At 61.1% G+C, this 19285-nt stretch carries 16 protein-coding genes; 6 read left to right on the forward strand and 10 right to left on the reverse strand.

The genetic code is table 11. The features are described 5' to 3' along the window. Positions 1-248: 248 nt before the first annotated feature. Positions 249-1661: an RsmB/NOP family class I SAM-dependent RNA methyltransferase gene (locus AC244_RS22960; protein WP_053251139.1), complete on the reverse strand. Its 1413-nt coding sequence runs from the start codon at positions 1659-1661 to the stop codon at positions 249-251. After that, positions 1661-2623, reverse strand: coding sequence for a zinc metalloprotease HtpX (gene htpX / locus AC244_RS22965; protein ID WP_053251140.1), 963 nt, complete (start codon positions 2621-2623; stop codon positions 1661-1663). The genes AC244_RS22960 and htpX overlap by 1 nt, the downstream gene beginning before the upstream one ends. Positions 2624-2748: 125 nt before the next feature. On the opposite strand from htpX, the gene AC244_RS22970 reads away from it, so the two are divergent. Next, a complete protein-coding gene (locus AC244_RS22970) occupies positions 2749-2949 on the forward strand; it encodes a DUF1674 domain-containing protein (RefSeq protein ID WP_053251141.1) in 201 nt (66 codons plus the stop codon). Between the two features lie 360 nt (positions 2950-3309). Here the strand turns inward: AC244_RS22970 and acs are convergent, their stop codons facing one another. Continuing rightward, entirely contained in the window at positions 3310-5259 is a 1950-nt protein-coding gene (gene acs / locus AC244_RS22975) for an acetate--CoA ligase (protein ID WP_053251142.1), read from the reverse strand. Positions 5260-5485: 226 nt separating this feature from the next. On the opposite strand from acs, the gene AC244_RS22980 reads away from it, so the two are divergent. Further along, entirely contained in the window at positions 5486-6187 is a 702-nt protein-coding gene (locus AC244_RS22980; protein WP_053251143.1) for a DUF1013 domain-containing protein, read from the forward strand. A gap of 65 nt (positions 6188-6252) precedes the next feature. On the opposite strand, the gene AC244_RS22985 is transcribed toward AC244_RS22980, so the two are convergent. Further along, positions 6253-6639: an ectoine synthase gene (locus AC244_RS22985; RefSeq protein ID WP_053251144.1), complete on the reverse strand. Its 387-nt coding sequence runs from the start codon at positions 6637-6639 to the stop codon at positions 6253-6255. Positions 6640-6776: 137 nt separating this feature from the next. On the opposite strand from AC244_RS22985, the gene AC244_RS22990 reads away from it, so the two are divergent. After that, on the forward strand, positions 6777-7655 hold the full coding sequence (locus AC244_RS22990; protein WP_053251145.1) for a LysR substrate-binding domain-containing protein: 879 nt from the start codon (positions 6777-6779) through the stop codon (positions 7653-7655). 9 nt (positions 7656-7664) lie between these two features. Here AC244_RS22990 and AC244_RS22995 read toward each other — a convergent pair whose 3' ends face one another. Both AC244_RS22995 and AC244_RS23000 read right to left on the reverse strand, forming a co-directional pair. Beyond that, positions 7665-9572: an AMP-binding protein gene (locus AC244_RS22995; RefSeq protein ID WP_053251146.1), complete on the reverse strand. Its 1908-nt coding sequence runs from the start codon at positions 9570-9572 to the stop codon at positions 7665-7667. A gap of 134 nt (positions 9573-9706) precedes the next feature. Continuing rightward, positions 9707-10366, reverse strand: coding sequence for a YggS family pyridoxal phosphate-dependent enzyme (locus AC244_RS23000; protein ID WP_053251147.1), 660 nt, complete (start codon positions 10364-10366; stop codon positions 9707-9709). A gap of 224 nt (positions 10367-10590) precedes the next feature. Here AC244_RS23000 and leuS point away from each other — a divergent pair, with 224 nt between their 5' ends. The 3 genes from leuS to holA are packed head-to-tail and all read left to right on the forward strand — an operon-like array spanning position 10591 to position 14779. Next, positions 10591-13221 (forward strand): leucine--tRNA ligase, encoded by a 2631-nt coding sequence (leuS, locus tag AC244_RS23005; RefSeq protein ID WP_053251148.1) that lies wholly within the window; start codon positions 10591-10593, stop codon positions 13219-13221. Continuing rightward, on the forward strand, positions 13208-13732 hold the full coding sequence (locus tag AC244_RS23010; protein WP_053251149.1) for an LPS assembly lipoprotein LptE: 525 nt from the start codon (positions 13208-13210) through the stop codon (positions 13730-13732). The genes leuS and AC244_RS23010 overlap by 14 nt, the downstream gene beginning before the upstream one ends. Before the next feature lie 12 nt (positions 13733-13744). Further along, positions 13745-14779 (forward strand): DNA polymerase III subunit delta, encoded by a 1035-nt coding sequence (gene holA, locus AC244_RS23015; RefSeq protein WP_053251150.1) that lies wholly within the window; start codon positions 13745-13747, stop codon positions 14777-14779. Positions 14780-14946: 167 nt separating this feature from the next. On the opposite strand, the gene AC244_RS23020 is transcribed toward holA, so the two are convergent. Genes AC244_RS23020 through mnmG form a run of 4 tightly spaced genes read right to left on the reverse strand, consistent with a single transcriptional unit; the run spans position 14947 to position 19201 of the window. Further along, the gene (locus tag AC244_RS23020; RefSeq protein WP_053251151.1) at positions 14947-15834 is read right to left on the reverse strand and encodes a ParB/RepB/Spo0J family partition protein; all 888 of its coding nucleotides are present in this window, start codon (positions 15832-15834) and stop codon (positions 14947-14949) included. Positions 15835-15869: 35 nt separating this feature from the next. Beyond that, on the reverse strand, positions 15870-16664 hold the full coding sequence (locus tag AC244_RS23025; protein ID WP_053251152.1) for a ParA family protein: 795 nt from the start codon (positions 16662-16664) through the stop codon (positions 15870-15872). 15 nt (positions 16665-16679) lie between these two features. Next, positions 16680-17321, reverse strand: coding sequence for a 16S rRNA (guanine(527)-N(7))-methyltransferase RsmG (gene rsmG, locus AC244_RS23030; RefSeq protein WP_053251153.1), 642 nt, complete (start codon positions 17319-17321; stop codon positions 16680-16682). After that, positions 17318-19201, reverse strand: coding sequence for a tRNA uridine-5-carboxymethylaminomethyl(34) synthesis enzyme MnmG (gene mnmG / locus AC244_RS23035; RefSeq protein ID WP_053251154.1), 1884 nt, complete (start codon positions 19199-19201; stop codon positions 17318-17320). The genes rsmG and mnmG overlap by 4 nt, the downstream gene beginning before the upstream one ends. Positions 19202-19285: the final 84 nt, after the last annotated feature.

The raw sequence follows: 19285 nt of genomic DNA on the forward strand, positions 1-19285 counted from the left end.
CGCATGCCTGCCCGAAAATCCCTATTCGATTTTCGGAAGGCACGATGCGCGGTTTCAAGTGCCAGAGCGTCCTTGCCTGTCCGAACGGACGCGCGGCGCTCCGCGTGACTCCGGATGGTGCCGGAAAGATCATTAAACTTTTATCAATTGTATCGTCTTTGATAGGCCCGTGGCCTTAAAGCGTCAATTGACACGATAAAACAGCCCGTGTCCGAGGCCTTCCGGACGGCAACTCGACTTTTCCAGACTTATTTACGACGAATCACTGCGGCGTAGAATCCGTCGAGTCCACCGGCGAACGGCGGATCGAGCGGGAACATCGACGGCGTGGTGCGCACTTCACCGAGCGGGGTGATCGCATCTTCAAGGCCCTGCCAATCCTTGGCCAGAACCGGCACGCGCTCATAGGCGTCGCCCGCCGCGACCACCCGGGCGACCACTTCCTCGCCTTCGCGCGGGTCGAGCGAGCAATTGGAGAAGACGACGATCCCGCCCGGCTTGACCACCGTCAGCGCATGACGCAGCAAACGCTCCTGCAGCAGCGCGAGCTTTTCGATGTCTTCCGGCCCCTTGGTCCAAAGCACATCCGGGTGACGCCTCGTCGTTCCGGTCGACGAACAGGGGGCGTCGAGCAAGGCGGCGTCGAAGAGGTCGTCCGGCCGAAAATCGGCCATGTTGGTTTCCTTCATCGACGCCTCAAGGCGCAACCGCTCAAGATTGCCCTTCAACCGCCGCAGCCGGCTTGACGATTGGTCAAGCGCTGTCACCTCGGCACCGGCGAGGATCAGCTGTGCCGTCTTGCCGCCGGGTGCTGCACAGAGATCGACCACGCTCTTGCCGGCGAGCGATCCAAAGAGGCGGGCAGGAATGGATGCCGCCGCATCCTGGACCCACCATTCGCCATCGGTGAATCCGGCTAAGGAAGGGATCGAGCCGGAGAATTCGGCAAGGCGGACTGAGCCTGTCGGCAGCACCGTACCGCCAAGCCGGTCGGCCCAGGCATCGGGGTCGGACTTTACCGTCACATCGATCGCCGCCGGCGTCAGCTGGGCCTCGGCGATCAGATCGGCCTGCTCGCGTCCATAACGCTCGACGAGCCTGTCGAAGAACCAGTCCGGCATCGCCGGAACGGTCCGCAAGCTCTCCAGAATCGCTTCCTTTTCGCGCGACAGGCGACGAAGAACGGCATTGACCAGATTGGCAAACCGACGGTTCCGCGGGTCGGCCTGCGCCTGCTCGACGGCCAAATCGACGGCGGAATGATCAGGAACGTCGAGATAGAGGATCTGTGCTGCCGCCACTGCGAGAACGTGATCGAGGGCTCGGGCGCCTTCCGGAAGCGGCGTCTGCAGCATCGAACCGATTGCCGACTGGATGCGCGGCAGGTGGCGCAATGCCGAATTGAGAATGGCGCGCACCAGCGCCCGGTCGGCCTCGTTCAGTTCGCGGTAGGCCGGATTTCCATGCTCGTGATCGAGCATGCCATCGAGCGACGTCTTGCGATCGACGACCGCCGCCAGGATCTTGGCGGCCGCCTGTCGCGTCCGCAAGCCCGGCTTTTCCGGGCCGCGCGGCTGTTGCGCCGGTTTCGTCGATCTCGCCGGCTCCTTGCGCGAGCGGTTTTGTTTCGGACGTGAATCGTTGTTGTTTTCGGCAGACATCAGGACCAGGGACCTTTCGGCGGTTCGGAACCACCGCGACCCCAACCGGTAGAGGGAACAGAGCGCGATTTGCGCACCGGATTATCAGCACGAACCGGCGGCGTCGACCCCATGGACATGTCCTGCGCCATCTGTTGCAGGGCGGCAATCCGGTTTTCGGTGTTCGGATGGGTCGAAAACAGGTTATCCATGCGCTCGCCGGAGAGCGGATTGATGATGAACATATGCGCGGTCGCCGGATTGCGCTCGGCATCGTCATTGTGAATCCGGTGGGCGGCGCCGGCGATCTTCTGCAGCGCCGAGGCCAGAGCCAACGGCTTGCCGCAGATCTCGGCACCACGGCGGTCGGCGGAGTATTCGCGCGTGCGGCTGATCGCCATCTGCACCAGCATGGCCGCGAGCGGCGCGACGATCATTGCAACCAGCACCCCGATGAAACCGAGCGGATTGTTGTTGCTCTCACGGTTGCCGCCAAAGAAGAAGGCGAAGTTGCCCAGCATCGAGATCGCCCCGGCAAGCGTCGCCGTCAACGTCATCGTCAGGGTATCGCGATATTGGACGTGGGCAAGTTCATGCGCCATGACGCCGGCGACCTCGTCATAGGAAAGCGCCTTGAGCAGGCCGGTCGAAGCGGCAACAGCGGCATTCTCAGGGTTGCGCCCGGTGGCAAAAGCATTCGGCTGCGGGCTGTCGATGACATAGACCCGCGGCATCGGCAGGCCGGCATTCTTCGCGAGATCGCGCACGATGCCGTAATATTCCGGTGCGCTGCGTTCATCGACCTCCTGCGCACGGTACATGCGCAGCACCATGCGGTCGGAATTCCAGTAGGAGAAAAAATTCATACCAGCTGCCATGACGAAGGCGATCATCATGCCGCCACGTCCACCGATGGCGAAGCCGACCGCCATGAACAGGGCGGTCATCACTGCGAGCAGCATGGCGGTGCGAACGAGGTTCATGAACAGGCTCCGGGTGGTCGACGTTTCACGTGAATCAGGGTTTCCGTTCAGGCAACGGCGTCTTATATGATGGGTGCAAATGCCCCGTTCTTCAATACAGATGCACGAATCCGGATACTGGCGAGATGCAGAACGACAACGACAATGCCCCCGACCGCCCGAAAAAGCCGCTGCCTGCCGCTGCCTTGCGCGCGCTGAAGGAAGCAGAGGAACGGCGACAGGCGGAAGCGGAGAAGCTTATGCCGACGGAGATCGGCGGCCGCGGCGGCGCCGACCCGGCACGCTTCGGTGATTGGGAAATCAAGGGCCGGGCGATCGATTTCTGAAAAAGCTCTCCCGCCGCGCGAATTGACGTGAAGGAATATTTTCCGTCTTTTCAGATCGTTCGCGCTTGAATCCTCACATTTGGCGGTCGTAGACGTCGAGGCCCCTCACGGAGCGTGCCGACAAATCCGTCGCGCATGCTCGTCCCGAGTTTGACAGGGGTCGATCGAAAAACGGCCCTTGGTCATATCAATGTGCCCCGTTCGCCTGGGAAACGCCGCTTAACTTCAATTGGAATCCGGCTCATCAACGCCTGTCGGGCAATCCTGTCTTCGGTACGGCTCGCCCCAGCGATCGACCATCAAAGCACGTGAAACAAAAAAGGGCGGCCCGAAGCCGCCCTTTTCACTGTCTTTTGTTGCTTAAGCCTTGTTCTGCCGGTTGGCGATCAGGTCTTCCACTACCGCCGGATCGGCGAGCGTCGAGGTGTCGCCGAGCGCGCCGAAATCATCCTCGGCGATCTTGCGCAGGATGCGGCGCATGATCTTGCCCGAGCGGGTCTTCGGCAGGCCGGGGGCAAACTGGATCTTGTCCGGCGTGGCGATCGGGCCGATTTCCGAGCGGACATGCTTCACCAGCGCCTGACGCAGATCGTCATTGCCGACTTCGCCGGCCATCAGCGAGACGTAGCAATAGATGCCCTGTCCCTTGATCGGGTGCGGATAGCCGACGACGGCAGCCTCGGACACAAGATGGTGCGAGACGAGCGCCGATTCGACCTCCGCCGTGCCCAGACGGTGACCCGAGACGTTGAGTACGTCGTCAACGCGGCCGGTGATCCAATAATATCCGTCCTCGTCGCGGCGGCAGCCGTCGCCGGTGAAGTACTTGCCCTTGTAGGTGGCGAAGTAGGTCTGGCCGAAGCGCGCATGGTCGCCGTAGATCGTGCGCATCTGGCCGGGCCAGCTGTCGGTGATGCAGAGGTTGCCGTCGGCCGGTCCCTCGAGCACGTTGCCTTCGTTGTCGACCAGCTGCGGCTGGACGCCGAAGAAAGGCCGCGTTGCCGAACCGGGCTTGAGATCCGTCGCACCGGGCAGCGGCGTGATCAGGATGCCGCCGGTTTCCGTCTGCCACCAGGTGTCGACGATCGGCGACTTCTGATCGCCAACGACGTTGTAGTACCATTCCCAGGCTTCGGGATTGATCGGTTCGCCGACCGAACCGAGCAGGCGGAGCGACGAGCGCGAGGCGCGCTTGACGAAATCGTCACCGGCGCCCATCAGCGAGCGGATCGCCGTCGGCGCGGTGTAGAAGACGTTGACCTTGTGCTTGTCGATGACTTCCCAGAAGCGGCCGGCATCGGGGAAGTTCGGAACGCCCTCGAACATCACCGTGGTCGCGGCATTGGCGAGCGGTCCGTAGACGATGTAGGAATGCCCCGTCACCCAGCCGACATCGGCGGTGCACCAGTAGATATCGCCGTCGCGATAATCGAAGACATATTCGTGGGTCATCGAGGCGTAGACGAGGTAACCGCCGGTGGTGTGCAGCACGCCCTTCGGTTTGCCGGTCGAGCCCGAGGTGTAGAGGATGAACAGCGGGTCTTCCGCCTTCATCTTCGCCGGCTCGCAATGCGGCTTCACCGTGGCGATTTCCTGGTGGTACCAGAGGTCGCGGCCCGGCGCCCAACCGATCTTGCCGCCGGTGCGGCGCACGACCAGCACCTTGTTGACGATCACATGCTGCTTGGCGGCGATATCGATCGCGGTGTCGGTGTTTTCCTTCAGCGGCACCGGCTTGCCGCCGCGCACGCCCTCGTCACAGGTGATGACGAAGGTGCTCTCGCAATCGACGATGCGGCCGGCAAGCGCGTCCGGCGAGAAGCCGCCGAAGACGACCGAATGAATGGCACCGATGCGGGCGCAGGCAAGCATCGCATAGGATGCTTCCGGGATCATCGGCATGTAGATGGTGACGCGGTCACCCTTCTTGACGCCGTGTTTCTTCAAGACGTTGGCAAGACGACAAACCTGCTCGTAGAGCTGGTTGTAGGTGATCTTCTTGTCGATATAGGGGTTGTCGCCTTCCCAGATGATCGCGGTCTTTTCGCCGTGCGTCTTCAGATGGCGGTCGATGCAGTTATAGGAGACGTTGGTAAGGCCGTCCTCATACCACTTGATCGAGACTTTACCCTTGAAAGAGGTGTTCTTGACCTTGGTATAGGGCTTGAACCAGTCGATCCGTTTGCCGTGTTTGCCCCAGAACTTGGCTGGGTCCGAGACACTTTCCTCATACCACTTCAGATAGGTCGCGTTATCGAGCAGCGTCCGGCTCTTGGCAGACTTCAACACCGGATAGAGTTTGGCGGACATTCTTTCCTCCCTGCGCATTCCTGTCTGGGGTTCCCTCTCCCGGGGACCCCGCCTCGGCGACGAGTCATAGCAGGTCAAAGCCGCGCCGCAATTAGACAAAAGGACATTTGGAACTGGAGAATTGCAATTTTGCGACAACGACGTTATAGAGGCGCTCAATTCCCGGAAATCAGTGGTAGACTCCACGGCCCGCGACACCGGCGCGGCGGACAAAAGGACTATATCCATGGCTCAGCAACTGCTTATGCCCAAGGCAACAGCCGTCTGGCTCGTCGACAATACAGCATTGTCGTTCGAACAGATTGCCACATTCTGCAAGCTGCATCCGCTCGAAGTGAAGGCTATCGCAGATGGTGAATCGGCGCAGGGCATCAAGGGTCTAGATCCAATCGCAACCGGACAGCTGTCACGCGACGAGATCGCCCGCGCCGAGGCAAATCCGAACCACAAGCTGAAGCTTTCGGAGCCGAAAGTCCGCGTTCCCGATTCCAAGCGCAAGGGCCCGCGCTACACGCCGGTCTCCAAGCGCCAGGATCGACCGAACGCCATTCTCTGGCTGGTTCGCAACCATCCCGAGCTGAAGGACGCCCAGATTTCCCGCCTCGTCGGCACCACCAAGTCGACGATCGAGCAGATCCGCGAGCGCACTCACTGGAACTCGACGAACCTGACGCCGATGGATCCGGTCACACTCGGCCTGTGCTCGCAGATCGATCTCGACCTCGAGGTCGAACGCGCCGCCAAGGGCCGTCCGCTGCCGACCGCCGCCGAGCTCGGCGCAACGCTCGAAGCAGCGCAGGAAACCGAAAAGCTCAACTTCAGCTACGAGCGCGAAGAAGAGAAGGAAATCGATGCCGATGCCGTCTTCGCCAAGCTCAAGTCGCTGAAGTCGGATCGCAAGGACGAGGACGAAGACGATCACTATTGATCGACTTGTCATGACCTGACGAAAAAGCCCGGATCACTCGATCCGGGCTTTTTTGTTCGCAGGTTTCAATAGGCCGAACCGGATTGATCCCTGAGATTATGCCGCTCGGTCCCCTTGAGCGGCGGATTGAAGACGCTGACGAGGATCAGATCCTCGTCCTTTCCTCCCCGCAGAAAATGCTTGTCGTGCTGATCGAGCACATAGATGTCGCCCTGACGAATGGGAAAGACATTGCCCTGCATATCCCCCACCTCACCCTGGCCGGCGATGCAGTAGCAGGCCTCGAGATGATTGCGGTATTCCAGCAGCGAAACGGTGTTGGCGCGAACGATGGTGTGGCAGACCGTAAAGCCCATGCCATCCTTTTCCGTCAGCAGGCGGTGACTGGTGCCGCTCCCCCATTCGACGAAGTGATCGGTGGCCTCGATATCCTGCAGGCTGCGCACGAACATGTGCTATATCCTCCTATGAGAAATTCTTACATGACGAAGACCGGAATGCGTTCTCGTGATGTTGAAATCCTTATCCCACGGGACTTCTCGATAGAAAAACGACGATTTCTCAAGAGATAGTTGAGGAGAATTTGCAGATGCTTCCGCCACTCGGCATGCTTCGCGCCTTCGAGGCCGCCGCCCGATTGGCCAGTTTCTCACGCGCGGCCGACGAATTGAATGTGACGCACGCCGCGGTCAGCCACCAGATCCGACTGCTGGAGGAATGGTTCGGCCGGCCGCTGTTCCTGAGGGAAAAACGCGGCGTGCGGCTCCTAGAGGATGCCGAGCGGCTGGCGGATATCTTGACGTCGTGTTTCGACCGCATCGCGATCGAGACGGAGATATTGCGAGCCAATGCCAAGTCGTCGATCACCGTCGCCTGCATCCCGTCGATCGCCACGCGCTGGCTCATACCAGCGCTCAGCGATTTCCTCGAACGGCACCCGGACATCGATGTAAAGGTAATCTACGCGATGGCCGAGCAGAGGCTGCGGGAGACGGGTTGCGACGTGCTCATCACCCTCGGTGCCGACCTATCCGTCGGGACTCAATGCGACCGGCTGTTTTCACGCGTGAACCGCCCGGTCGCCAGCCCTCGTTACATCGAGCGCAAAGGCGCGCTCGACACACCAGAGGCAATCACCACCGCGGACCTGCTTCACGACGAGACGACCGCGCGGTGGCAAGAGTGGTTTGCGACAGCCGGCCTGCCCATGGCCCGACCGCCGCAGCGCGGTCCGGTCTTCCAGGACTTCAACCTGCTGGCGACGGCCGTGATCGCCGGCCATGGCGTGGCGCTCTGCCCGGTCGAAGTCTTTCGCCGCGAGATCGAGCGTGGCGATCTCCTCATCCTCTCGCAGATAGCCACGCTTGAAGACGAGAGCTACTTTCTCATCACCAAAAGCACGCGCAGCAAACCGGTGGCAGCCTTCAGCGCGTGGTTCAGTTCTGTCGTTCGACCGGGGGCACCTTAGGAAGGACGATCAGATGCCAATGCCCTTCGCGTGCAGCACCGCCGCGATCTCGTCGAGGATCGCCGGATCGTCGATGGTCGCCGGCATTTTCCACGGTTGGCGATCGGCAATCTTCTGGATCGTCGCGCGCAGGATCTTGCCGGATCGGGTTTTCGGCAGGCGCTTGACGCACATCGCCGTCCGGAAGGCGGCAACCGGCCCGATGCGATCGCGCACCAGGCTGATGACCTCTCGCTCGATCTCGGATGTTTCACGGGAAACATTGGAGTTGATGACCAGAAAACCGGCAGGGATCTGCCCCTTCAGATCGTCGGCAATGCCGATGACCGCGCATTCCGCGACATCCGGGTGGCTGGCGCACACTTCCTCCATGGCGCCCGTCGACAGTCGGTGGCCGGCGACATTGATGATGTCGTCCGTGCGCGCCATGATGAAGACATAACCATCATCGTCGAGGTAGCCGGCATCGGCCGTCTTGTAGTAGCCGGGGAACTCCTCGAGATAGGCTGCGCGGAACCGATGGTCGGCATTCCAGAGCGTCGGCAGACAACCCGGCGGTAGGGGCAGCTTGACCACGACATTGCCCAATGTGCCCGCTTCGACCGGATGACCGGCATCGTCGAGAATCTGAACATCGTAGCCGGGCAGCGGTACGGCCGGCGATCCGTATTTGACGGGTAGAAGTCCGAGCCCAAGCGGGTTCCCGGCAACCGGCCAGCCCGTTTCCGTCTGCCACCAATGGTCGATGATCGGTACGCCCAAGGCCCTTTCGGCCCAACGGATGGTGTCGGGATCGGCCCGTTCGCCAGCCAGAAACAACGCGCGAAACTGCTGGAGATCATAGTTCGCGACCAGCGCGGCATCAGGATCTTCCTTGCGGATGGCGCGCAGCGCTGTCGGGGCGGTGAACATGACGACCACGCCGTGTTCCGCAATGATCCGCCAGTAGGTGCCGGGATCCGGCGTGCCGACGGGCTTGCCTTCGAACAGGATCGAGGTGTTGCCGTTCAGAAGCGGGCCATAGACGATGAACGAATGCCCGACGACCCAGCCGATGTCGGACGCGGCCCAGAAGACTTCGCCCGGCTGAACGCCGAAGAAATTCTGCATCGACCATTTCAACGCAACCATATGGCCGCCATTATCGCGCACGACTCCCTTCGGCTGGCCGGTGGTGCCGGAGGTATAGAGAACGTAAAGCGGATCGGTGGACGCCACCGGCGTGCAGCCGGCTTCGTCGCCGGCCTCCTTTGCCGCCGCGAGTGCTGAGGCATAGTCGATATCGCGCACCGGCGTCATGTCGGCCTCAAGCATGTCGCGCTGGTAGACGAGGCAATGTGCCGGCTTGTGTTCGGCGATCGTCAGCGCCGCATCAAGCAGCGGCTTGTAGGCGACGGTGCGGCCGGGCTCGATGCCGCAGCTGGCAGAAACGATCAGTTTGGCCTGGCAATCGTCGATGCGAACGGCAAGCTCGTTGGCGGCGAAGCCGCCAAACACCACCGAGTGCACGGCGCCGACGCGGGCGGCGGCAAGCATCGCCACCGCGGCCTGCGGGATCATCGGCATATAGATGATGATGCGATCGCCTTTGTCGACGCCGAGCTTGCGATAGACGGCCGCCAGCGCTTTGACGTCGTCGAGCAGCGCGCCATAGGAGATGCGCTCGATGCTGGACGTGACCGGGCTGTCGTAGATGAAGGCGATCTGCTCGCCGCGTCCCGCCTCGACATGCCGGTCCAGGCAATTGTAGCAGCTGTTGGTCACCCCATCGGGAAACCAGTGGCCGTAGATGCCAGCTTCAGCCTCGAAGGCACGCTCCGGTCTTTCGAACCAGTCGATCGCCTCTGCGGCCTCTGACCAGAACCCCTCCGGATCCGTCTTCCACGCGCCATACACTTCGGAATAGCGGCTCGCCATATCCGTTCTCCTCCCAATGCATGCCGGGCAATGCCCGGCCTCCTCTTGCACAAGGATAGGCTAATGAGAACGAAGGTGAACCCCGACGAAAGCGTAATACCAACCTGCGCTGATATCATGCGACGTTTTGGCTTTCAGCGCGATCCGAAGATCGCCGAACCGACGCGCACGCTGGTGGCGCCGAACTGCACTGCCGTTTCGAAATCCCCGGACATGCCCATCGACAGCCTGTCGAGCTGGCATTCGCGGCCAAGCTTCGCCAGCAGCGCAAAGTGCGGGCCGGGGTTCTCGTCGACCGGCGGAATGCACATCAGCCCCTCGATCGCGATATCGAGCTCCTCACGGCAGAAGGTCACGAAGGCGACGGTTTCCGCGGGCGCAATGCCGGCCTTCTGCGGTTCCAGCCCGGTATTGACCTGGATGTAGAGACGAAGCTTCCTGTCCTGGCGCTTCATTTCCGCCGAGATCGCCCGCGCAATCTTCTCGCGATCAACAGTTTCGATGACGTCGAAGAGCGCAACGGCTTCGGCCGCCTTGTTGGATTGCAACGGCCCGATCAGATGCAGCACCAGATCCGGTGTTTCGCCCTTCAGCAGCGGCCATTTGCCCTGTGCTTCCTGCACGCGGTTTTCGCCGAACACGCGCTGGCCAGCCTCGATCACCGGACGGATCGCGTCAGTGTCGAATGTCTTGGAAACGGCAACGAGGCTGACGGCATTTTTCGGGCGCTTTGCCGCCTTCTCCGCCGTGTGAATCCGGCTCACGACATCGTGCAACCGTTCTTGAACTTCCATGGACTTATTCTCCGACATAACGACTTCCGGACGATGACCTAGCGGATTAGGCAAACTTGCGCGCCTTGCCAAGGCCATCGCCGTAGAACCCGGCCCAAATCCGCCAAAGTGTCGAGCCAAACCCTTCGAAAACTTGACCACCAAGCGGTTTCATGATGAAGGTCACCCCAACTATCATGAGGGCGCTCCCTTGCCCCGCAGAACTTCCGGAACACCTAAAAGACATGTCTACAGAACGATATAATCCGCGTGATGCCGAGCCGCGTTGGCAGCAGGAATGGGAAAACGGCCAGGTCTTCCAGACCGAGAACGATGATCCGCGCGAAAAATATTACGTGCTCGAGATGTTTCCCTATCCGTCCGGGCGCATCCACATGGGCCACGTGCGCAACTACACGATGGGTGACGTTGTCGCCCGCTACAAGCGCGCCCGCGGTTTCAACGTGCTTCACCCCATGGGTTGGGATGCATTCGGCATGCCGGCCGAAAACGCCGCCATGGAGCGCGGCGTGCACCCGGCCAGCTGGACCTACCAGAACATTGCCTCAATGAAGGCGCAGCTGAAGGTCATGGGGCTCTCGCTCGACTGGAACCGCGAGTTCGCGACCTGCGACCCGGCCTACTATCAGCGCCAGCAGCACCTGTTCGTCGATTTTCTCGAAAAGGGCTTGGTCTACCGCAAGCAGTCCAAGGTCAACTGGGACCCGGTCGACAATACCGTTCTCGCCAACGAGCAGGTCATTGACGGCCGCGGCTGGCGTTCCGGCGCGCTCGTCGAGCAGCGCGAGCTGACGCAGTGGTTCTTCCGCATCACCGACTTCAGCCAGGAGCTGCTGGACGCTCTGGACACGCTGGACCAGTGGCCGGAAAAAGTGCGCCTGATGCAGAAGAACTGGATCGGCCGCTCCGAAGGTCTGTCCATTCGCTGGCAGATCGTCGAGGGAACCGCTGCCCCGGAAACCACGGAACTGACCGTTTACACCACCCGTCCGGACACGCTGTTCGGCGCATCCTTCCTGGCGATCTCGGCCGATCACCCGCTTGCCCAGCAGGCGGCCGCAAAGGATCCGGCAATCGCGGCCTTCTGCGACGAGTTCCGGCGCGCCGGAACCTCGCTGGCAGCGCTCGAGACCGCTGAAAAGAAGGGCATGGACACCGGTATCCGCGCCAGGCACCCGCTCGACGAAAGCTGGGAGCTGCCGGTTTACGTCGCCAATTTTGTCCTGATGGACTACGGCACGGGCGCGATCTTCGGTTGCCCGTCCGGTGACCAGCGCGACCTCGACTTCGCCCGCAAGTACGACCTTCCGGTCGTTCCGGTGGTCATGCCGCGGGATGCCGATGCCGCCAGCTTCACGATCGGCGACGAAGCCTATATCGGCGACGGCGTGATGATCAATTCGCGCTTCCTCGACGGCCTGTCGACGGAACACGCCTTCGAAACCGTGGCGGCGAAGCTGGAAAAGGACATGCTGGCCGGATCACCACGCGCCGAACGCAAGGTCAATTTCCGCCTGCGCGACTGGGGCATTTCCCGTCAGCGCTATTGGGGCTGCCCGATCCCGGTCATCCATTGCGATGACTGTGGCGTCGTACCGGTTCCCAAGGCCGACCTGCCTGTCATCCTGCCGCCGGATGTCACCTTCGACAAGCCGGGCAACCCCCTCGACCGTCACCCAACCTGGCGGCATGTGGCCTGCCCGCATTGCGGCAAGGACGCGCGTCGCGAGACCGACACGATGGACACCTTCGTCGATTCGTCCTGGTACTTCACGCGCTTTACAGCACCTTGGGAGGACAATCCGACCGATCCGAAGGCGGCCAACCACTGGCTGCCCGTCGATCAGTATATCGGCGGCATCGAGCACGCGATCCTGCACCTGCTCTACTCACGCTTCTTTACCCGCGCGATGAAGGCCACCGGCCACGTCGCCCTCGACGAACCGTTCAAGGGCCTGTTCACCCAGGGCATGGTCGTGCACGAGACCTACAGCCGCGGCGAAGGCGCCCAGCGCGAATGGATCACGCCTGCGGAAATCCGCATTGACGAGGTCGACGGACAGCGCCGCGCCGTTCTGCTCGAGACCGGTGAAGACATCACGATCGGTTCGATCGAGAAGATGTCGAAGTCGAAGAAGAACGTTGTCGATCCAGACGATATCATTGCCTCCTACGGCGCCGACACCGCACGCTTCTTCGTGCTCTCCGACTCGCCGCCCGACCGTGACGTCATCTGGTCCGAGGCAGGTGTTGAAGGCGCCCACCGCTTCGTTCAACGCGTCTGGCGCCTGATCGGCGAGGCGGCGGAAACGCTTCGCGCCACAGAAGCGGCGCCAGCACACGACGGCGCCGGGCTTGCTGTTTCGCAAGCCGCCCACAGGACGCTGCGCGCCGTTGAAGCCGATTACGACAAGCTGGCCTTCAACAAGGCCGTGGCGCGCATCTATGAGCTCGTGAACGTGCTTGCAGCGCCGTTGACCCAGCTTGCTGCCGGCAAGGCCGATCCGGCGCTGACGGCCGCGGCAAAGGATGCAACGTCGATCCTGGTCAACCTGATCGCCCCGATGATGCCGCACCTTGCCGAAGAATGCTGGCAGGCGATCGGCGGCAAGGGTCTGATTGCCGAAAGCGGTTGGCCGAAGTTTGATGCAGCGCTTGTCGTCGAGAATGAAGTCACGCTGCCGGTCCAGATCAACGGCAAGAAGCGCGCCGATTTGACAATCGCGCGCGATGCAGATCAGACTACGATCGAAAATGCAGTTCTCGCTCTCGATGCCGTCAGATCCGTTCTCAACGGCAGCAGCCCCAAGAAAATCATCGTCGTGCCTCAGAGGATCGTCAATGTCGTTGTCTGATAGAGCTGGCTCCCGCATCCGGTCGATCCCGATGCTGGCTGGTGTTCTTATGTTGACCGCGCTCGCCGGCTGCCAGGTCAAGCCGCTTTATTCCGACGCCGTCGGCACATCGGCGGCGCTTGCGTCGATCGAAATCTCCGATGCCGACGACCGCGTCGAGCAGGAAGTGCGCAACGCATTGATCTTCCTGGCCGCTGGCGGCCAGGGCGAACCCGTGAACCCGCAATATCACCTCGCGCTGAACGTCACGACACGTGCCATGGGCGTGCTCTATGATCAGGCGAGGGACCGGGCAGGGGCAGGGCGTATCGTCGTCAAGGCCGACTACAATCTGTCCAAGACCGGCACGGGCGAAACCATCAAATCGGGCAACCGGACCGCTGTCGCGCTTGTCGACTTCCCGGTGCAGGAGTTTGCCAAGGTCCGCGCCGTCCGCGATGGTGAGAACCGCGCTGCAAAGGAACTGGCAGAGCTGATCCGGGCTGACATCGCCGCGGCCCTCAGCCGCTAGGCCGGTGGTGGAATGAGCGAAGTCAAGTCGCACGAATTCGACTCTTTCCTTCAGAAGTCAGCGGGACTCTATCGCCTGTTTGTCCTCTACGGGCCAGACCGCGGTCTGGTCTCGGAGCGGGCAGGGGCGATCGCCTCGCGCAGCGGCGTTCCGCTCGACGATCCTTTTTCCATCACGAAACTCGACGCCGGGGATCTGCAACAGAGCCCCGGCCGCTTGCTCGACGAGGTCAACTCGATCGGACTCTTCGGCGGCGAAAAACTCGTCTGGGTGCGAGGCGCCGCCAACGAGAAGGCGCTCGTCGATGCCCTGCAGATTCTGGCCGGCGAGCCGCCCACCGGCAGCTATGTTCTCGTCGAAGCGGGCGATCTCAAGAAGGGATCGGCGCTACGCAAGGTCGCCGAGACGGCGCGTTCGATCGCGACCATCGCCTGCTATAGCGACGATGCCCGCAGCCTGCAGGCCTTGATCGACAAGGAACTCGGCGAGGAAAAGCTCGGCATTACCCCGGCTGCACGCGAGCGGCTGATGGAGGCGCTTGGTGGTGACCGCCTGGCCTCGCGCAACGAAGTGCGCAAGCTGGCGCTCTATTGCCGCGGCAAGGCGACGGTCGACGAATCGGATGTGACCGACATTGTCGGTGATGCCAGCGCCATCTCTGTCGATGATGCGGTGGATGCAGTCCTGAAAGGTGATCTTGACGGTCTGATGCACGCAATGCAGAAGATAACCACGTCAAAAACGCCCGCCTTCCTCGTTTTGCAGGGGTGCCTCAGGCAGTTTCAGCAGCTTGATTTGATGCGTGCCGAAATGGACGCCAGCCGTCAGCAGGCCGGCCAGGTTATCGCCACCATGGGCCGGCACCTGCATTTTCGCCGCAAGCCCATCATCGAAGCCGCTCTCAGGCATTGGTCTTCGCCGGCGATCCGCCGCGAACTGACACGGCTGCAGAATACGATCTACCAGAGCCGTACGCGCCAGAGCCTCGAAGAGAGCATGGTGCTGCAGAACCTGATGGCGATTGCCGTACAATCAGGCAGGCGCTAGCGCATTTTCAGGAAAAGTGCGAAGCGGTTTTCCGTCAGGAAATGCTTGGAAACAAAGAGATAGGGCGTTTCTGCGACTCCGTTTAAACCGGAAACGCACTAAGCACCCGCTTTCGCGGGCGCAGGTCAACATGTAACGATAGTCGGGAAAACCGGAGAGCTTCGCTCTCAACGGCGCTCGAGCAGACGGCAGATCTCTTCGAGCTGATCAAGCGTCTTGTAGGAAATCCTGAGGTGCCCGCCTGAGGCCTTATGGCTGACGGTCACTTCGAGCCCGAGGCTGTCGGACAATGTCCGCTCCAGTGCCAGCGTATCGGCGTCTTTCTCGTCACGACGTGCGGTCTTTGCATAGTTGGGGTCGTTCTGCGCCCGAATATCGTTCTGCGCCAGCCGTTCGGCGTCGCGAACCGAAAGACCCTTGGCGACGATGCTACGCGCCAGCGTCGCCGGGTCCGACGTCGGGATCAGCGCACGCGCATGGCCGGCCGACAGGCTCCCATCCGACAACATATCCCGCACCGGCTCGGGCAGCTTCAAGAGTCGCAGACTGTTGGCGACATGACTGCGGCTCTTGCCGATGATCTCGCCGAGGTCGTTCTGCGTATAGCCGTGCTCGGCAATCAGCTGCTCGTAACCAAGTGCTTCGTCGAGCGGGTTGAGGTCTGAGCGCTGCACGTTCTCGACGATCGCTATTTCGAGCGCCGTGCGATCATCGACGTCGCGGATAATAACGGGAATCTCGGTAAATCCGGCAAGCTGCGCCGCGCGCCAGCGGCGTTCCCCAGCGATGATCTCGTAGCGGTCAGCGCCGATCGTGCGGGCAACGACCGGCTGGACGATGCCGTGCTGTCGAATGGAGCTGGCGAGGTCCTGCAGTTCACCTTCGTCGAACTGCCGACGCGGGTTTCTCGGGTTTCGTGCTACGAACTCTATCGGTACACGCCGATCGGGGTTGACCGGGGCAGGGGCAGCGCCGGCCTGTATCGGCTGGTCCATCTCGCCGATCAAAGCAGCCAGACCGCGACCAAGCCTTCTCTTCGAGCTGTCGTCGTTCATAGTATCACCCGATTTAAATTCCGGAACCGAAACAATTATGCGGCCTTGCGCTGCCGCTCGCGCTGGATAACTTCCGATGCGAGCTGAAGATAGGCTTGGCTGCCCGCGCATTTCAGATCGTAAAGGATCGCTGGCTTACCATAGGAAGGCGCTTCCGATACACGCACGTTCCGCGGAATGAGCGTGTGGTAGACCTTATCGCCAAGATGGGTGCGCACATCGCTCACCACCTGCTGTGCCAGATTGTTGCGCGAATCGAACATCGTCAGCACGATGCCCTGAATATCCAGGCTCGGGTTGACGGTTCTGCGCACCTGATCGACAGTCTCCAGCAACTGGCTCAAACCTTCCAGCGCGAAGAATTCACACTGCAGCGGCACCAGCACCGAATGCGCGGCGGCCATGGCGTTCATCGTCAGCAGGTTGAAGGATGGCGGGCAGTCAACGAGAACGTAGGAATACTCCAATGCCTCCGGGCTCGCCAACGCCTTGCGCAACCGAAAGGCGCGGTCGGCTTCGCGCGAGATTTCCATCTCGACGCCGAGCAGATCCATCGTCGACGGGACGATGGCGAGATTCGGCACCGCCGTCTGCTGAACGATCTCACCGATCGAATGCGATCCAACCATCAACTCGTAGGACGAGAGGTGGCGATCGCGACGCTGAATGCCGAGACCCGTGCTGGCGTTGCCCTGCGGATCCAGGTCGACGATCAGTACTTTCTCGCCAATGGCGGCAAGTGCCGTTGCCAGATTGATCGCAGTCGTCGTTTTACCGACGCCGCCCTTCTGGTTTGCTATCGTGATGATCCGATTTTTTGCGCCAAACATGTTTCCGCTCGCCAATCACTGAGTTCTTCGCGAAAGATTTGCGATCTCGAGCACAACAGAATCTGGCTCGACAATGCTTGGATGTTTTACCAGATCAAATTCATAGCGGCCAACGGCTTTGTCGATCTCGCGCTGGTAATCCCGCCCTTTATGGAAGTAGGCGACGGTTTTACCACCTTCTGCCATCATCCACGGCGACGAATAGTCGAGCAACAGGCTCAGATCAGCCAGCGCACGGGCGGATATCGCGTCACATTTCGGTGCGACGGAGCTCGCATCCTCGATTCGAATCGGATGAACCGATCCTCGCGCACCGGTTTCCATCAGAGCGACACGCAGGAAGGCGGCTTTCTTATTGTTGCTTTCGATCAAATGCACCCATCCGTCGGAGAACTCCTGGAGATAGATGGCGGTAATCACGCCGGGAAATCCACCACCGCTGCCGAGGTCGACCCAGGTCTTTGGATCCGGCGCCAGTTGCGCCAGCTGCAGGCTGTCGACGATATGCCGACGCCATAAGTCCTCAAGAGTGGAGGGCGCAATCAGATTGATAGACTTCGCCCATTTCTGAAACAGCGCGGCGAAGTGTTCTAGCCGTTCATTCGTTTCACGTGAAACACGCAGTCCGTTCAAGCCAGCGAAAGGACTCGTCTTCATTGCGCATCCACCTTTTCTTCCCGTTCAACGGAGCGGTTCATTCGTTTCAACCAGGCCAGGATCAACGAGGCCGCAGCCGGTGTCATCCCATCCACCTTCAATGCCTGGGCCAGATTCCGCGGTGCTTGCACCGTCAGCTTCTGCTTCAGCTCGTTCGATAGACCAGCCAGAGCCGAAAAGTCAAAATCAGCCGGAATGACCATTCTCTCCTCGCGGCGTATGCCGGCAATGTCGGACGCCTGGCGGTCCATATAAACGGCATAGGCTGCGTCGATTTCGAGCGCTTCCACCACCGTCGACGGAATGTCCTTCAACTCGGGCCACAGCGGTATCAATGCGCTGACGGTCTGTTCGGGATAGGACAGGAGCTCAAACGCCGTCCGCCGCTGGCCATCCTGGTTCAGCTTGAGGCCATGTCGGTTGCCTTCGGCCGGCGTCACCGACAACTGCTTGAGCAGTGCGCGACCGCTGTCAAACTGCGACTTCCACTCATAAAAACGCGCCTGCCGTGCTTCAGACACGCAACCGATCTCGATTGCTTTTGGCGTAAGGCGCATGTCCGCATTGTCGGCGCGAAGAGACAATCGATATTCGGCGCGCGATGTAAACATGCGATAGGGCTCGGTAATGCCCCGCGAGGTGAGATCGTCGACCATCACGCCAATGTAGGAGTCGGTACGGCTGAAGATAACGGTCTCGCGTCCCGTTGCAGCTTTCGCGGCATTCAAGCCGGCGACGAGGCCCTGCGCGCCAGCCTCCTCGTAGCCGGTGGTGCCGTTGATCTGGCCGGCCAGGAACAGCCCGGGCATCTTGCGCACAGTGAGAGTCGCATCCAGCTCGCGCGGATCGACGTGGTCATACTCGATCGCGTAACCCGGCTGCAGGATGGAGACGTCCTCGAGGCCAGGGATGGTTCGGATAAACGCGTCCTGGACGTCCGCCGGCAAGGACGTCGAGATGCCGTTGGGATAGACGGTATCGTCATCAAGGCCCTCCGGCTCCAGAAAGATCTGATGGCCATCGCGCTCGCCAAAGCGGACGATCTTGTCTTCGATCGAAGGGCAATAGCGTGGGCCGACACCCTCAATCTGCCCGGAATACATCGCCGACTTGCCAATGTTATCCGCAATGATCTTATGCGTCGCTTCGGTCGTTCGCGTCACACCGCAGTCGATCTGTCGGTTGACGATCCGATCCGTCATGAAGGAGAAGGGGACCGGTTCCTCATCCGGACCTTGGCGGCCGACGCGGTCCCAGTCGATTGTCCTGCCGTCCAGCCGCGCCGGCGTCCCGGTCTTCAGCCGCCCCAAGCGAAGCCCGTAGCGAGCCAGTGTCGCAGACAGTCCAAGGGACGGCTCTTCGCCGACCCGGCCGGCGGGTATCTTCTGGTCGCCGATATGGATCAAACCCTTCAGGAAGGTCCCGGTGGTAAGCACAACCGCTGCGGCGCCAAAGGACCTACCGTCCTTCATCACCACTCCAGCAATCTTGCCATCCTGTTCGATGAGATCGAAAGCATCGCCCTCGACCACAGTCAGATTTTTGGTGGCAGCAATCTCGCTCTGCATGGCTTCACGATAGAGCTTACGGTCCGCTTGCGTGCGCGGGCCGCGAACGGCCGGCCCCTTGCGCCGATTGAGCAGCCGAAATTGGATACCAGCCGCATCGGCGATGCGTCCCATCAGGCCGTCAAGCGCATCGATTTCGCGGACGAGATGGCCTTTGCCAAGACCACCAATGGCCGGGTTGCAGGACATCACGCCAATCGTCGACGCCTTGTGGGTGATCAGAGCGGTTCGCGCACCGAGGCGCGCCGAGGCGGCCGCAGCTTCGCAGCCGGCGTGACCTCCACCAATGACGATGACGTCAAAATGGACCATTTCTCTATCTCCGATCACAACGCATTCCGGCTTCGAATCGTTTCACGTGAAACACTTCGCATGACTCGCTGGCGTTGTATTGTT

Origin of the sequence: Ensifer adhaerens (genome assembly GCF_001270265.1) — a bacterium.
Lineage (GTDB): Bacteria > Pseudomonadota > Alphaproteobacteria > Rhizobiales > Rhizobiaceae > Ensifer > Ensifer adhaerens_B.

Excerpts from the sequence above, each read along its gene's own strand:
- AC244_RS22960 (WP_053251139.1), bottom strand. The coding sequence starts at position 1,661 with ATGTCTGCCGAAAACAACAACGATTCACGTCCGAAACAAAACCGCTCG.
- htpX (WP_053251140.1), bottom strand. The coding sequence starts at position 2,623 with ATGAACCTCGTTCGCACCGCCATGCTGCTCGCAGTGATGACCGCCCTG.
- AC244_RS22970 (WP_053251141.1), top strand. The coding sequence starts at position 2,749 with ATGCAGAACGACAACGACAATGCCCCCGACCGCCCGAAAAAGCCGCTG.
- acs (WP_053251142.1), bottom strand. The coding sequence starts at position 5,259 with ATGTCCGCCAAACTCTATCCGGTGTTGAAGTCTGCCAAGAGCCGGACG.
- AC244_RS22980 (WP_053251143.1), top strand. The coding sequence starts at position 5,486 with ATGGCTCAGCAACTGCTTATGCCCAAGGCAACAGCCGTCTGGCTCGTC.
- AC244_RS22985 (WP_053251144.1), bottom strand. The coding sequence starts at position 6,639 with ATGTTCGTGCGCAGCCTGCAGGATATCGAGGCCACCGATCACTTCGTC.
- AC244_RS22990 (WP_053251145.1), top strand. The coding sequence starts at position 6,777 with ATGCTTCCGCCACTCGGCATGCTTCGCGCCTTCGAGGCCGCCGCCCGA.
- AC244_RS22995 (WP_053251146.1), bottom strand. The coding sequence starts at position 9,572 with ATGGCGAGCCGCTATTCCGAAGTGTATGGCGCGTGGAAGACGGATCCG.
- AC244_RS23000 (WP_053251147.1), bottom strand. The coding sequence starts at position 10,366 with ATGGAAGTTCAAGAACGGTTGCACGATGTCGTGAGCCGGATTCACACG.
- leuS (WP_053251148.1), top strand. The coding sequence starts at position 10,591 with ATGTCTACAGAACGATATAATCCGCGTGATGCCGAGCCGCGTTGGCAG.
- AC244_RS23010 (WP_053251149.1), top strand. The coding sequence starts at position 13,208 with ATGTCGTTGTCTGATAGAGCTGGCTCCCGCATCCGGTCGATCCCGATG.
- holA (WP_053251150.1), top strand. The coding sequence starts at position 13,745 with ATGAGCGAAGTCAAGTCGCACGAATTCGACTCTTTCCTTCAGAAGTCA.
- AC244_RS23020 (WP_053251151.1), bottom strand. The coding sequence starts at position 15,834 with ATGAACGACGACAGCTCGAAGAGAAGGCTTGGTCGCGGTCTGGCTGCT.
- AC244_RS23025 (WP_053251152.1), bottom strand. The coding sequence starts at position 16,664 with ATGTTTGGCGCAAAAAATCGGATCATCACGATAGCAAACCAGAAGGGC.
- rsmG (WP_053251153.1), bottom strand. The coding sequence starts at position 17,321 with ATGAAGACGAGTCCTTTCGCTGGCTTGAACGGACTGCGTGTTTCACGT.
- mnmG (WP_053251154.1), bottom strand. The coding sequence starts at position 19,201 with ATGGTCCATTTTGACGTCATCGTCATTGGTGGAGGTCACGCCGGCTGC.